At 67.6% G+C, this 13,427-nt stretch carries 12 protein-coding genes; 8 read left to right on the top strand and 4 right to left on the bottom strand.

The genetic code is table 11. The features are described from left to right. Positions 1-2: 2 nt before the first annotated feature. Both OTERR_RS05820 and OTERR_RS05815 read right to left on the bottom strand, forming a co-directional pair. Positions 3-839 (bottom strand): ABC transporter ATP-binding protein, encoded by an 837-nt coding sequence (locus OTERR_RS05820; RefSeq protein ID WP_246154357.1) that lies wholly within the window; start codon positions 837-839, stop codon positions 3-5. A gap of 2 nt (positions 840-841) precedes the next feature. Beyond that, a complete protein-coding gene (locus tag OTERR_RS05815) occupies positions 842-1,906 on the bottom strand; it encodes an ABC transporter substrate-binding protein (RefSeq protein ID WP_149425115.1) in 1,065 nt (354 codons plus the stop codon). 307 nt (positions 1,907-2,213) lie between these two features. Between OTERR_RS05815 and OTERR_RS05810 the strand changes: the two genes are divergently transcribed. The 7 genes from OTERR_RS05810 (at position 2,214) to mgtA (ending at position 8,854) form a co-directional block, all read left to right on the top strand. After that, a complete protein-coding gene (locus OTERR_RS05810) occupies positions 2,214-2,873 on the top strand; it encodes an RBBP9/YdeN family alpha/beta hydrolase (protein WP_149425114.1) in 660 nt (219 codons plus the stop codon). Positions 2,874-3,767: 894 nt separating this feature from the next. Beyond that, positions 3,768-3,950 (top strand): hypothetical protein, encoded by a 183-nt coding sequence (locus OTERR_RS05805; protein WP_054622452.1) that lies wholly within the window; start codon positions 3,768-3,770, stop codon positions 3,948-3,950. Positions 3,951-4,202: 252 nt separating this feature from the next. Beyond that, on the top strand, positions 4,203-4,532 hold the full coding sequence (locus OTERR_RS05800) for a thioredoxin family protein (RefSeq protein WP_149425113.1): 330 nt from the start codon (positions 4,203-4,205) through the stop codon (positions 4,530-4,532). Continuing rightward, positions 4,529-5,224: a hypothetical protein gene (locus OTERR_RS05795; RefSeq protein ID WP_054622450.1), complete on the top strand. Its 696-nt coding sequence runs from the start codon at positions 4,529-4,531 to the stop codon at positions 5,222-5,224. The genes OTERR_RS05800 and OTERR_RS05795 overlap by 4 nt, the downstream gene beginning before the upstream one ends. 155 nt (positions 5,225-5,379) lie before the next feature. After that, positions 5,380-5,691 carry a BON domain-containing protein gene (locus OTERR_RS05790; RefSeq protein WP_054622539.1) on the top strand — a complete coding sequence of 104 codons (312 nt, stop codon included), beginning with the start codon at positions 5,380-5,382 and terminating at the stop codon, positions 5,689-5,691. Positions 5,692-5,975: 284 nt separating this feature from the next. Then, positions 5,976-6,275: a cytochrome c gene (locus tag OTERR_RS05785; RefSeq protein WP_149425112.1), complete on the top strand. Its 300-nt coding sequence runs from the start codon at positions 5,976-5,978 to the stop codon at positions 6,273-6,275. Positions 6,276-6,289: 14 nt separating this feature from the next. Then, entirely contained in the window at positions 6,290-8,854 is a 2,565-nt protein-coding gene (gene mgtA, locus OTERR_RS05780; RefSeq protein ID WP_149425111.1) for a magnesium-translocating P-type ATPase, read from the top strand. 23 nt (positions 8,855-8,877) lie between these two features. On the opposite strand, the gene OTERR_RS05775 is transcribed toward mgtA, so the two are convergent. Further along, complete coding sequence (locus OTERR_RS05775) at positions 8,878-9,930, bottom strand: LLM class flavin-dependent oxidoreductase (protein WP_149425110.1); 1,053 nt, start codon at positions 9,928-9,930, stop codon at positions 8,878-8,880. Between the two features lie 940 nt (positions 9,931-10,870). Here OTERR_RS05775 and infA point away from each other — a divergent pair. Then, the gene (gene infA / locus OTERR_RS05770; RefSeq protein WP_054622446.1) at positions 10,871-11,140 is read left to right on the top strand and encodes a translation initiation factor IF-1; all 270 of its coding nucleotides are present in this window, start codon (positions 10,871-10,873) and stop codon (positions 11,138-11,140) included. Positions 11,141-11,428: 288 nt separating this feature from the next. On the opposite strand, the gene OTERR_RS05765 is transcribed toward infA, so the two are convergent. Continuing rightward, on the bottom strand, positions 11,429-13,105 hold the full coding sequence (locus tag OTERR_RS05765; RefSeq protein WP_187775316.1) for a cation:proton antiporter: 1,677 nt from the start codon (positions 13,103-13,105) through the stop codon (positions 11,429-11,431). Positions 13,106-13,427 lie beyond the last annotated feature (322 nt).

Raw genomic sequence — 13,427 nt, 5'->3', positions numbered from 1 at the left:
GATCAGGCCGCCTGGCCGGACAGGCCCTGGAGCACGTCGGCATCGAGCAGCTCGGCGATTTCCTCGCGGCGGGCGTGGAATTCGGCGGAGGCGAACAACTGGGCGCGCTGGCGCGGCCGGGGGAAGGGCACGGCCACCTGGGCCAGCAACCGCCCCGGCGATGCGCCCAGCACCGCCACCTGGTCGCCCAGGTAGAGGGCCTCGTCCACGTCGTGGGTGACGAAAACGATGGTGCGGCGCGGACTGGTGCTCTGCCACACGTCGAGCAACAGGTCCTGCAACTTGCCCCGGTTGATCGGGTCCAGGGCGCCGAAGGGCTCGTCCATGAGCAGTACCGGCGCTTCCAGGGCCAGGGCCCGGGCGATGGCGGCGCGCTGCTGCATGCCGCCGGACAGCTGGAACGGGTACTTGCCGGCGGCATCGCTCAGGCCGACCTTGGCCAGATACTCCCGGGCCCGCTCGCGGCGCTCGGCGCGGCGGGCCTGGGGGTGGGCCTTGGCCACCGCCAGGGCGACGTTGTCCACCACGGTGTACCAGGGGAACAGGGCGTAGTTCTGAAACACTACGGCCCGGTCGATGCCGGGGCCGTCGATGGTCACGCCGTTCCAGGCCAGGCGCCCGTCGCTGGGCGCTTCCAGTCCGGCGATCAGGCGCAGCAAGGTCGATTTGCCCGAGCCGCTCGGCCCGAGCAGGGTGAGGAAGGTGCCTTCCGGCACCTCCAGGCTCACCCGCCGCAGGGTGGTTTCCCCGGCGGCGTAGGCGAATGAGACGTCGGCGATGGACAGGCCGGCCGGGGCGGTGCCGGCCACCGCCGGCGCACGCGCGGGGGCAACGCTCACACTCACAGCACGTCCCTTTCCTTGAACTCCTTCAGGCGGGCCTGCCAGAACGGGTCCTTGGGGCTTTCCTTGGCCAGGGAGTCGAGGGCCTTCTTGTAGGGGCCGACCTCGAAGATCGGGTCCAGGGCGCGCTTGCCCTCGATGAACTCGGACCCGACCATGGTCAGCCAGAACTTCTGCACGCCCTTCACGTTGGGGTCGGAGCCCTGCTCCAGGTTGGGCGAGTAGTAGCCCTTTTCCAGCAGGGCGCGGTCGAGCTTGATGTACTTGGCGATGGCGTCGATGGTTTCCTTGCGGTTCTCGGCGGCGAACTTCTCGGCCTTGAGGATGGCGCGCAGGAAGCCCTGGACCACGGCTTCATCCTTGAGCTTGGCCGAGGTCACCACCAGGCGGCAGCAGGGGTGGCCCGGGGACAGGTCCCCGGAGCGCACCACGATCTTGAGGCCCTGCTGCTCGGCACGCAGGTCGTGGGGGCCCCACACCAGGCCGGCATCCACCTGGCCGGACTTGACCGCCTCGATCACCGCCGGCGGGTTCTTCAGTTCGAAGATGTGCAGGTCGTTCTTCCAGTTGATCTTGGCGTCCTTGAGGGCGCCGCGCAGCACCGCATCGCCGGAGGCCATGCGCACCGTGGCCACCTTCTTGCCCTTCAGGTCGTTGATGCTACGGATGGTGCCGGCCAGCTCGGGCTTGACCACCAGGGCCGCGTCCTGGCCCATGATGCCGCCGATGATCTTCAGGTCGGAGCCCTTGGAGTAGAACACCAGGGGCGCGGTGGTGCCGAAGGCGCCCACGTCCAGCTTGCCCGCCACCACGGCGTTGATGCCGTCGGCGGAGTTCTGGAACTCCACCAGGTCCACGTCCAGGCCTTCCTTCTTGAAGAAGCCCTGTTCCTTGGCGACGAAGAACTTGGCGTGGCCGGTCACCGGCAGGTAGCCCACCTTGACGGCGGTATCGGCCTGGGCGGCCAGGGGCGCCACGCCCAGGGCGAGGGCAGCGGCGGAGCCGACGGAAACGGCCAGGGAAAGCTGGCGCAACCGGGAGCGCAGGGTGCAGGCAAGCGTCATGAAACGTCCTTTCGAATCGGGAAGGCGGGGAAATCCACGGCCCGGACTCTAGGGACATCCGTTCATAACGCATACGAATAAATGGCGATTTGTTTATAACCCTGCGACACATAGCCACGGGGCACCGCCGCCCCGGCCCCGACCTCTACATCCTCGGGGCAATGCCTGCCCCGGCGCCTCCGCCGCGCGCCCAGGCCACGGAACAAAAAGGGTATTTGCTTATGCGCAACGCGGCTTTGGCGCCCTGCTCCCGCCTGCTAGGCTCAGGACTCGACACTATCCGTGGCATTCACTTGAAGGGGCGCCCATGAGCGAAACCACTCCACTCCCGGTCCTGATCGTGCCCGGCAAGGGCGGCAGCGAACCTGCCCACTGGCAAAGCTGGCTGGAACAGCAAGTGGGCGGCTGCCATCGCGTCGAGCAGCCGGACTGGAACGCCCCGGACCTGGCCGCCTGGGCCGAACGCATCGCCCGGCGCGCCCGCCAACTGGCCGAGCAGCACGGCGCCGCTCCCCTGGTGGTGGCCCACAGCTTCGGCTGCCTGGCCAGCGCCTATGCGGCCTTGCACCTGAACGCACCGATCGCGGCCGGGCTGTACGTAGCCCCGGCCAACCCGGCCCGCTTCGCCATTGCCCGCCCCGTCCTGGCCTGGCCCCTGCCCCGCCACGGGCTGCGCAGCGACCTGATCGCCAGCACCAACGATCCGTGGATGAGCACCGCCGACGCCGCCTGGCTGGCCGACGCCTGGGGCACTCGCCTGCAGGTGCTGGACGGTGCCGGCCACATCAACGTCGCTGCCGGCTTCGGCCCCTGGACGCTGCCCCTGGAGTGGATCGCCCACTCCCGGCGCCGCGCGGCCGACCTCGGCGCTCCCGCCGTCGCACCAGCCCCGGGGGCCTCTATGCTTATCGAAAATAATGATTTCATCCCACCGGCGGCGCCGGCCTACCCTGGCGGTGCGGCGTAAGGTCTCGGCCTGGCGCCGCGGGATGGACCCCGCGTTCATCGGACGTTCTGTTCTCTTCCTCTTGACCGCGCCCGGCAGGGACGGTCCTTGCGGAAACGGAGTGCCGCATCTCCGCATCCACCGCCGCACGGTCCGCCGTGCGGTTTTTTTTGCCACGACGATTCATGCGACACCACCCCGCAGCCCCCTTCCCGGCCTCCCTCGGCTTCGACGGCGAGGGCCGGACGACAACGCGGCCCGGGCTTGACGGCATTTATCGTTTGCTATTAGTCCCGATATGAGGCACAGTGCAACCCAGTGTTTTTTAAGTAGTTCTGCTGTTTTCCGATTTTTCGCCAGCGGGTTGTGGCCCGCACCTCTGCGAACCTTCGCGAACACTCCCCCGGTTTACCCCGCTGCCCGATCCTGGTTCCCGATCCAGGACATCTCATTGCCCCACCCAGGCAATGGCCGGACAGGCCAACAACAACGGTAAAGCGGCGCGCATAACCCACGCGTTTCGGCGGTATTGGTGTGAATGACGACGATGGTTTGTCGTCTCCCCCTCCAGCTCCGCACACCGGCCCCAGGGCTCCAAAACACTGCCCGCGAGAAATCCGCCGTTCCCGGCGCTTTCTCCGACCCGCAGGGTCAGCAGGACGGCGAGATTCGCCGGCCGCGCCAGGTCCGGATCGTTCCGGCATCGTGACCCACCTGTCACCCCCTACCGCATAACCCGGCAGCCCCCGGTTATCGCCCCCCGCTCGACTACCACGCCTGCCGCACTTCTGCGCACGGCGACAACGGTAGCGGGAATGGCGAGCCCCGGTGCCAGGCATGCCACGACCTTCAAGACTCATTGAAAACCGGCGTTAGGGAGCAAACCAATCTGCAAATTCAATTAGTAAGCAAGCAATGGAAAATCAACTCGAAAAGCTCAGAAGTGAAGCAAAGAAACTGTGCGCCCAGGCAGGCGTAGCGATCGTCCCCTACGGCAATGCCTGGTGGCTGGTCGGCAAGGGCATCAACCGCGTGGTTGGTGAGCTGGCGGGACTGTGCCCGTCGCAATTGATCCCGCTGCCGGTCATGGAGCGCTGAGGCCCCCGACCACCGCGGGTGGCATGACGCCGCAAGACGAAAAACCGGGCCCTGCGCCCGGTTTTTTATTGGCACCACACCCCGGGAGTGGCGGCAAGCTGGCCACCCCATACCGCCCCGCCCCGTTATCCCACCATGGTGGGCGCGCGAATGATGAATGCGCGCCGACACCGCCACCGCCCGTCGGGTGCGCTATCCTTCCGCCGTGCGGCGGCGCCCTGGCGCCCCTGGCGCAACCACCCCGGAGAGACGATGGAAGTGACTGCCGACTACACCACCAACGCCCCCTCGCGCGCCGAGGTCGATGCCCACGACGGTCCCCTCGTCATCGAGTTCGGCGCCCCCTGGTGCGGCCACTGCCGTGCCGCCCAAGCCCTGATCGCCACCGCCTTCGCCGGGCATCACCAGGTACGCCACCTGAAGATCGAAGACGGTCCGGGGCGCCGGCTGGGGCGCTCGTTCCAGGTCACCCTGTGGCCTACCCTGATATTCATGCACCACGGCCAGGAGATCGCCCGCCTGGTCCGCCCCGGCGATGCCGAGGCCATCGCCGCGGCACTGCGCCAGATCGACACCCCATGACCCCTTTGGACACCACCGCCCTGGACCGGGCCGGCTTGAACCTGCAGGCCGTTTTCAACCTCGACGCCCTGCCTGCCGACATGGCCGCGATGCTGCGCGAGCGCTTCGATCCGGCCCGCCGCTATCGCCAGCTGATCCTGATCGGCCACGGCGGAAAAACCCTGTGGGATGCGGTCCAGGCCTCGGGGATCGCTTCGGACAACCCGATCGACGACTTCAGCGCCGCCACCGTCACCCAATGCCTGGCCGCCCAGTTCCCCGGGCTGGACCAGCAAGTCATCTACCCGAGCGATGCCCCCATCGGCCTGCAGGCCCTGGGCGCCCTGGCGGGCTGGCATCATCCCTCGCCGTTGCGCATCGGCATCAACGAACGCTGGGGCACCTGGTACGCCTACCGCGTCGTGGTGCTGGCGGACAGCGATCTGGAGCCCTCACGCCCCGAACAGCGCCCATCCCCCTGCGCCAGCTGCCAAAGCCAGGCCTGCATCGCCGCCTGCCCCGCAGACGCCCTGCAGGACGGGGAATTCTCCCTGCCCAAGTGTATTGCCTACCGCAGGCAGGCCGATTCCCTCTGTCGCACTACCTGTCTGGCCCGGATCAGTTGCCCGGTGGGCAGCGAACATCGCTACAGCGATGCCCAGCTTTTCCATACCTACTCGCGGTCGCTGCAGGCCATCGCGCAATACTGCTGAGTTTCGTAAAGCGCCCCGGGCATCCAGGTGCCTGGGGCGCCCGCCCATTCGGGGGAAAAGGCCATAGGCCGAATGGCGTTTGCACCGCCCCTCTCCCTTGGCTATGTTGAAACGCCGGAGCGCACCGATCGTCCCGATCACCGGAGTACATGGCCATGACACGACTGCAGCGTTTTTCCACTTTCCTGTTCGCCCTGGGCATGGCGTTCATGTTCGGCTGTGCCTCGACGGCGAAGCAGGAAGGCACGGGCGAATACTTCGAAGATTCGTACATCACCACCAAGGTCAAAGCCGCCCTGCTGGCCGAACCTGCCTTGAAATCCTTCGAGATCAACGTCGAAACCTACAAGGGCATCGTCCAGTTGAGCGGCTTCGTCAGCACCCAGGCCGATATCAGCAAGGCGCTCGAGGTCACCCGCGGCGTCAAGGGGGTGAAATCGGTCAAGAACGACATGCGGCTCAAATAGGGTCTGGCCGGGCTTGGCGTAACGCCGGACCGGCGCCCCGCCAAGCCACGGCTGTCCGCCCCATTCAGCCCGGGCTAACAATCCGCATCGCCAGCCGCTGCGGCCTCGACCGGCCAGCCCCCGAGGACGAACGCGATCCGGGGCGGCCGATAGCCCATGACCGCCGGCCGCCTGTTGGATTCGACGCTCCCACGACATCGCCCAGGCCCTTTATCGGCGCCTTTTCCGGCCGCTCCCGTTGCCTGCGCCTATACTCGTGTGAGGTAAGCCCATAGGGAGGCGTCATGGTGCGGCACTTGATCCTGGTGATTCCATTGGCCTGGCTCGGCCTTGTCGCCGCCACGTCGGCCCAGCCCCAACTCGATGCCGGACACGGCGAGTTGCTCTACGCGACGCACTGCATCGCCTGCCACAACGTGCAGGTCCATTGGCGCGACCAACGCCGCGTCGTCGATCAGGCCAGCCTGTTGGCCGAAGTGCAACGCTGGCAGGACAACGCCCACCTGGAATGGAGTGAGGACGATGTCGCCGACGTGGCGCACTACCTGAATTTGCACCATTACCACTTTCCCGCCGCCGACTGAACGGAACCCGGGACGTGCCGCCCCCTGCCGCAGCCCACCCCTGGTGGCTTGAGCCCCACCCCCCGGGCAATGCCGACCAGGCCGGCAATCCCACCGGGCTTTCGCCAAGCGAAGCCGCCGAGCGGCTGGAACGCTTCGGCCCCAACCTGTTTCGCGAGCGCCAGCGCAAGTCCCTGCTACGCCAATACCTGAGCCGCTTCAAGAATCCCCTGGTGCTGATCCTGCTGATGGCCAGCGCCGTGTCGGCGTTCACCGGGGAAGTCACCAATTTCCTGATCATCGGCTGCATCGTCCTGCTGAGCGTCACCCTGGACTTCGTCCAGGAGTACCGCGCCAACGCGGCGGCGGAAAAATTGCGCCATTCGGTTTCGGTGCGGGCCACCGTCATCCGCGCCGGCCAGACCCGGGATATCGCCGCCACCGAGGTGGTGCCCGGGGACGTGGTGCTGCTCGCCGCCGGCGATCTGATTCCGGCCGACGGCATCGTTCTCGATGCCCGGGATTTCTTCGTCAAGCAGGCGCTGCTGACGGGGGAATCCTATCCCGTGGAAAAACGGCCGGGCATGCCGGCGAAATCGGCCACCGACCTGGACGAAGCGACCAACGCGGTGTTCATGGGCACCTCGGTCATCAGCGGCAGCGCCCGGATGCAGGTGGTGCAGACCGGCGCCGCCACCGCCATCGGCGCCATCGCCGACAGCATTTCCCGGCCGGCGGCGCCGACCTCCTTCGAGCTTGGCACCCGCCGCTTCGGCATGCTGATCATGCGCCTGACGGTGTTGATGGTGATGTTCGTGCTGCTGGTGAACGCCTGGTTCCACCGGCCCCTGCTCGAATCGTTCCTGTTCGCCGTGGCCCTGGCCGTCGGGCTGACGCCGGAGCTGCTGCCGATGGTGGTTTCGGTGACCCTGGCCCGGGGCGCCCTGCGCATGGCGGGCAAGCAGATGATCGTCAAAAGGCTGTCCGCCATCCAGGACCTGGGCTCCATGGACGTGCTATGCACCGACAAGACCGGCACCCTGACCGAGGCCAAGATCCGCCTCGAACGGCACGTGGATACGGCGGGCCAGCCCAGCGACCGGGTGCTGGAATTGGCCTACTTCAACAGCTTCTACGAAACGGGACTGAAAAGCCCCCTGGACGAAGCCATCCTGGCCCACCGGCACATCGAGCTTGGCGCCTGGAAAAAAATCGACGAGGTGCCCTTCGACTTCGAGCGTCGCCGCGTTTCCGTGCTGATCGACAACGGCACCAGCCGCTGGCTGGTGGTGAAGGGCGCGCCGGACGAGATCGTCGGGCTCTGCACGCGCTACGAGGCGGAAGGCGCCGAACTGCAATGCCGCCTGGACGAGGCCGCCCAGGCGGCCATCCATGCCCAGTACAGTGGTTTGGAGGCGGAAGGCTTCCGGGTTCTGGGCATCGCCTGGCGCCCGGTGCCCCTGGACCATCCCCACGCCGTGGTGGACGACGAAAGCGAACTGGTACTGGCCGGCTTCGCCGCCTTTCTCGATCCGCCCAAGGCCAGCGCGGCGGCGGCGCTGGGGGCGCTCAAGCAGGCCGGCGTGGCGATCAAGATCGTCACCGGCGATAGCGACCTGGTCACCCGGCACGTCTGCACCCAGCTGGGGATTCCGGTCACCGGGCTGCTCACCGGCAAGGACATCGCCCAATTGGACGACCACGCCCTGGGCGCCCGGGTCGACACCGCCAACCTCTTCTGCCGGGTCAATCCGGCCCAGAAGAACCGGGTGATCCAGGCCCTCAAGGCCCGGGGCCACGTGGTCGGCTACCTGGGCGACGGCATCAACGACGCCCCGCCCCTGCATTCGGCGGACGTGGGCCTGTCGGTGGATTCGGCGGTGGACGTGGCCAAGGAGGCGGCCGACATGATCCTGCTCAAGCAGGACCTGCAGGTGCTCCACGAGGCCGTGCTGGAAGGCCGGCGCACCTTCGGCAACATCATGAAGTACATCATGATGGGTACCAGCTCCAACTTCGGCAACATGTTCAGCATGGCCGGCGCCGCCCTGTTCCTGCCCTTCCTGCCGATGCTGCCGACCCAGATCCTGCTCAACAACATCCTCTACGACGTCTCCGAGGTGCCGATCCCCCTGGACAAGGTCGATGCGGCGGAAATCAGCCATCCCCGGGTGCTCGACCTGGCGTTCATCCGCAACTTCATGCTGGTGATCGGCCCGATCAGCTCCCTGTTCGACTTCCTCACCTTCTACGTCATGCTGGCGGTGCTGCAGGCCGACGAAGCGCTGTTCCACACCGGCTGGTTCGTCGAGTCGCTATGCACCCAGGTGCTGGTGATCTTCGTCATCCGCACCCGGGGCAATCCCCTGAAGAGTCGGGCCCACCCCCTGCTCACGGCCACCTCCCTGGCGGTGGTGGGCAGCGCCATACTGCTGCCGTTCACCCCGCTCGGCACCTATTTCGGGTTCGTGCCGCCCCCTGCCATGTTCTACGCCATCCTCGGCGCCATGGTGTTCGCCTATCTGGCTATCGTCGAACTGGCCAAGCGCGGTTTTTACCGCTGGTATGGCAACGCGCACCGCCCCCGGGCCACGCAGTAAGATTTGTCGGCCAAGCGGCGCAGTCAGCCGGAAACCGCCAGATCCGACCGCGGTGCGGCGAGCCCGCCGGCCTGGGCGACGATCTCGAAGGAGCGCAGCCGGGCGGCGTGGTCGTAGATCTGGGCCGTGACCATCACCTCGTCGGCCCCGGTCTGGGCGATCAGGTCGTCCAGACCGGCCCGCACCGTGGCGGCATCGCCGACCACCGAGCAGGACAGGGATTCGTTGGCGAAGGCCAGCTCCCCCGGGGTCCAGCGCGACTCGTCGAAATCGCCCGGCGGTTCGAGCAGGCCGCGCACGCCCCGGGCCATGTTGGCGAAGCGGGTGCGCAACGAGCTGAACAGGAAATGGGCCTCCGCGTCCGTATCGGCGGCGATGGCGTTGGCCCCCACCATCACGTAGGGCTGCTCCAGCACCGCCGAGGGCTGGAACTGCTCCCGGTAGAGATCCACGGCACGGAGCAGGAAGCGCGGCGCGAAGTGGGAGGCAAAGGCGAAGGGCAGCCCCAGCCGGGCGGCCAGTCCGGCGCTGTAGAGGCTGGAGCCGAGCAGCCAGATCGGCACGTTCAACCCGGCGCCGGGCACGGCCCGTACTGGCTGGTCGGGACTGGCCGGCTGAAAGTAGGACTGGAGTTCGAGCACGTCCTGGGGAAACGTCTCGTCGCTGCCAACCAGGTTGCGGCGCAGGGCCCGGGCGGTGAGTTGATCGGTGCCCGGCGCGCGCCCCAGGCCCAGGTCGATGCGCCCCGGGTAGAGGGATTCCAGGGTGCCGAACTGCTCGGCAATGACCAGGGGGGCGTGGTTGGGCAGCATGATGCCGCCGGCCCCGACCCGCAGGGTGGTGGTGGCCGCCGCCACGTGGCCGATCGCCACCGCGGTGGCGGCGCTGGCGATGCCGGCCATGTTGTGGTGCTCCGCCAGCCAGTAGCGCAGGTAACCCCAGCCCTCGGCATGCTGGGCCAGATCCCGGGTATTGCGCAGGGCCTGGGCCGGCGTGCTGCCGGCCACCACCGGGGCCAGGTCGAGAATGGAAAGGCGCAGCGGCGCGGACGGGGAAGGAGAAGAAGCGTCGGTCATGGCGTGGGGCCCGAAAAAGGAAAAGGCGGGGGAGACCGCGACATACCGGGGCGCGCGACGGCGTACGGCATGGGCCGCGCCGCGACGTCGGTCGCCAAGGAATGCCCCGAATTTACGGCTGAGTCGTGACAGGGCGAACAGTTCCGCACGCCCTGGGGTAAGGCACGCATTTTATGCCCGGGGCCGCCCGCGTCGCGTACCCCTGTGCCGGCCCGCACCGGCTATCCGGCCGGATGACCCAGCCCCGCCGGCGTAGCGCGCATCCGGCCGTGAAGCAACGTTGCCCCCCACCGCTGCCAGCCCTCCGCATCGTCCGGGATGGTGAGCAGGAAAACGTCAGGCTGAACACGCGGAACCGCGCCGCTGGGCGCCACGTGCTGCAACGCAGCAGCAGCCAGCCTTTCCGGGCCTTGCCATCCCCGTGACCGCCCTATTCCAGCCGGGTTTTGCCATCATGCTGCTTGACAGCAAGCCCGCCGCCCCCGATAGTTAACGGCTTAGCAAGAGCCGCAGGTTCTTGAGAGCTGCTGGATGAAAGGCTTTTTGATCCGTTGGTCGCCCGTTCGAATATCGCCCGACCCACCAAGAATACAAAGGGAATAGCCAGGCTGCGGTCTGGCTATTTTCGTTTCCAGCCGCTCGCCGCAACCCGCCCGGTTACTTGCCGGTCCACCTCTTGCCCCGTTTGCGGTCGCGCCCCGAGCGCGGCTGCCCGCAACGCAGCGCGCCACCCTGCATCTCTCGCGCCGCTCACGCCTGTTGTCAGGCGCGCCACCCACATCCTCTTTCGGCCCGCCGCATCTCGCGCCGATCATGCCAGCCCGTCCCAGGCGCCCCTTGCGCCTCCGGCCAGCCGGCTCACTGCTTGCCATGGCGGAGGCAGGCCCGTCCAGCCCGGTGCTACCCGCACGGTGCTGGCACAACGACAAGGAGCCCGAACATGGCTAAGGAAGAACTGATCGAAATGGAAGGCGCCGTCACCGAGGTGCTGCCCGACGGCCGCTACCGCGTGACCCTGGAAAACGGCCACAACCTTATCGCCTACGCTGGCGGCAAGATGAAGAAGAACCACATCCGCATCATCGCCGGCGACGCCGTGACCCTGGAAATGTCGGCCTACGACCTGAGCAAGGGCCGCATCACCTTCCGCCACCTGCCCGGCCGCGCCCCCGGGGCCCCGGCGGCACGCCCGCCGCAGCGGCGTCGGTAATCCGTCGGTAAGCGCCTGCAGACGTACAGCAGACCAACAAAAAGGCCCTTGCCGGCAAACCGGCAAGGGCCTTTTTGTTTCGGGTTCGGCCTGGGGCACTCCACTGCCCTGGGCGCGCGTATGTCCGGCGGACCGGCGAACATGGCTACTCGAAACACCGCGCCCAGAGCCAATCTCCAGACCTTCATGCCCAAGATCAAGCAATGGCGCGGATCTCCAAGGCAACCTCGTGAAGAATGGCGCCCAGCCTTGCTTTCCGGTCAGGGCACCCCAGGCAAGCGGGAAAAACTACAGGCTGGTGCGCACCGAGCGCAGCAAAGCCTCGCTCATCTCGTCGTACAGGTCGCACACCGAGGTAGCGCCGAATTCTTGCAGCCAGCCCCGTTCCGCCGGCGTGTTGGCGGTGGCGATGATGGCAATGCGCGGGTTGATGGCCCGGGCGGTCATGCAGATGCGCATTTTGTCCGGCAGGGCGGTGTTGGTCACAACCAGCACCCGGGCCTCGGCCACGCCGGCGGCGGCCAGCACGTCCTCCCGGCCGGCGTCGCCATAGACGGCGCTGATGTCCGGGTTGTCCAGCCCGCGCACCTCCTCGACCCGCTCCACCGCCTGGTCGATGGCGCTCAACGGCAGGCCGGCCTCGGCGCAGCGGCGCACGAAGCGGCCGCCCACCTTGCCCAGGCCGGTGACGATGACGATGGGCCCCTCGCCGTGGGGTTCGGCGGATACCGGCGGCGGCGCGGCCACCCGCGGCGACTCCTCCACCGGGGCCAGGCCCCGGGCAGCACGGCGGGCGTCGAGGCGCGCCTCGATCCAGGGGGTTATGCGGAACAGCAAGGGGTTGAGGGCGATCGACAGGATCGCCGCCACCACCAGGATGCCGAGGCCCTCGTCGGGCAGCACCCCCAGGGCGCGGCCCAGGGAGGCGAGGATGAAGGAGAACTCGCCGATCTGGGACAGGCCCACCGCCACGGTCAGCGCCGTGCGCCGGGTGTCGCGCAGCAGGGCGACGATGGCCAGGGCGGCCAGGGGCTTGGCGATCAGCACGATGCCCAGGGAAGCGAGCAGGATCCACGGCTGCTCCAGCACCACCCTGGGGTCGAACAGCATGCCGATGGAAACGAAGAACAGGGCCGAGAACACGTCGCGGAACGGCGCCATGTCGGCGGTGGCCTGGGGGCCGAAGCGGGACTGCCCCACCACCAGGCCGGCGAAGAAGGCGCCCAGGGCCACCGAGACGTGGAACACCTCGGCGGCGAGCATGGCCACGCCCAGGGCGATGACGAACACGGTGAGGGTGAACAACTCGGTGGAATGGGCGCGGGCGATGCGCTCCATGATCGGCGAGACGAAGCGGTTGCCCACCAGCCAGACCAGGGCGGCGAACAGGGCGGCCTTGCCCAGGGCCAGCCCCAGGGAGGCGAACACGGCGCCGGCCGAGGTCTGCTCCACCGCCAGGGCCGGCAGCACCACCAGGGCCACCACGGTGAACAGGTCTTCCACGATCAGCCAGCCCACGGCCACGTGGCCGTCGCGGCTGGACAGGCGGTTCTGATCCACCAGCATGCGCATCAGCACCACCGTACTGGCCACCGACAGGGCCATGCCGAACACCAGGCCGGCGCTGTGATCCCAGCCGAAGGACCGTGCCAGGGCCCAGCCGGCCACGGTGGCCACGGTGCTCTGCACCACCGCCCCGGGCACGGCGATGCGCCACACCCGGATCAGCTCCTGGGGATGGAAGTGCATGCCCACGCCGAACATCAGCAGGATCACACCGATTTCCGCCATCTCGGTAGCCAGCTTGGTATCGGCCACGAAACCCGGGGTATGAGGGCCGGCGATGATGCCGGCGATCATGTAGCCCACCAGGGTGGAAAGCCCCAGGCGCTGGGTGATCCAGCCGAAAACGAGGGCCAGGGCGAGACCGCCGGATAGCGTGATGAGTATCGGGAAATCGTGCATCGTCGGGATAAGGTGGGGGAAAACGGTGGAAGGACTGGCGGCGGCGAACGACCCTCGCGAAAACCGTGCAGGCACACGGCGACCGCCGCCCGGCCTGGCATTCCGCCCACAGGGGGGCGCAGGGCGCGCGGCGATCATGACAGATGGAGAATAAAACACGATGACCGGCCCCGCTGTAACAAAGCGTAGGCCAGCCCTTATTCCAGGCGCTCATATGCTAGGAGATAAATGTTCGTTGGCCCGCCCTACCCCGGCGCCCATACTCACCGCCTCGCTTGGCGCCCCCGCCGCCTGGCCCGGTGAACACGGCCCGGACCAGGCC

This window comes from Oryzomicrobium terrae (assembly GCF_008274805.1).
Lineage (GTDB): Bacteria > Pseudomonadota > Gammaproteobacteria > Burkholderiales > Rhodocyclaceae > Oryzomicrobium > Oryzomicrobium terrae.
Note: the sequence above shows the minus strand (reverse complement) of the source record. Positions and strands in the feature narration are given on the sequence as shown.

Excerpts from the sequence above, each read along its gene's own strand:
- OTERR_RS05815 (WP_149425115.1), bottom strand. The coding sequence starts at position 1,906 with ATGACGCTTGCCTGCACCCTGCGCTCCCGGTTGCGCCAGCTTTCCCTG.
- OTERR_RS05765 (WP_187775316.1), bottom strand. The coding sequence starts at position 13,105 with ATGCACGATTTCCCGATACTCATCACGCTATCCGGCGGTCTCGCCCTG.
- OTERR_RS05795 (WP_054622450.1), top strand. The coding sequence starts at position 4,529 with ATGACCCCTTTGGACACCACCGCCCTGGACCGGGCCGGCTTGAACCTG.
- OTERR_RS05775 (WP_149425110.1), bottom strand. The coding sequence starts at position 9,930 with ATGACCGACGCTTCTTCTCCTTCCCCGTCCGCGCCGCTGCGCCTTTCC.
- OTERR_RS05800 (WP_149425113.1), top strand. The coding sequence starts at position 4,203 with ATGGAAGTGACTGCCGACTACACCACCAACGCCCCCTCGCGCGCCGAG.
- OTERR_RS05790 (WP_054622539.1), top strand. The coding sequence starts at position 5,380 with ATGACACGACTGCAGCGTTTTTCCACTTTCCTGTTCGCCCTGGGCATG.
- OTERR_RS05785 (WP_149425112.1), top strand. The coding sequence starts at position 5,976 with ATGGTGCGGCACTTGATCCTGGTGATTCCATTGGCCTGGCTCGGCCTT.
- OTERR_RS05805 (WP_054622452.1), top strand. The coding sequence starts at position 3,768 with ATGGAAAATCAACTCGAAAAGCTCAGAAGTGAAGCAAAGAAACTGTGC.
- infA (WP_054622446.1), top strand. The coding sequence starts at position 10,871 with ATGGCTAAGGAAGAACTGATCGAAATGGAAGGCGCCGTCACCGAGGTG.
- OTERR_RS05810 (WP_149425114.1), top strand. The coding sequence starts at position 2,214 with ATGAGCGAAACCACTCCACTCCCGGTCCTGATCGTGCCCGGCAAGGGC.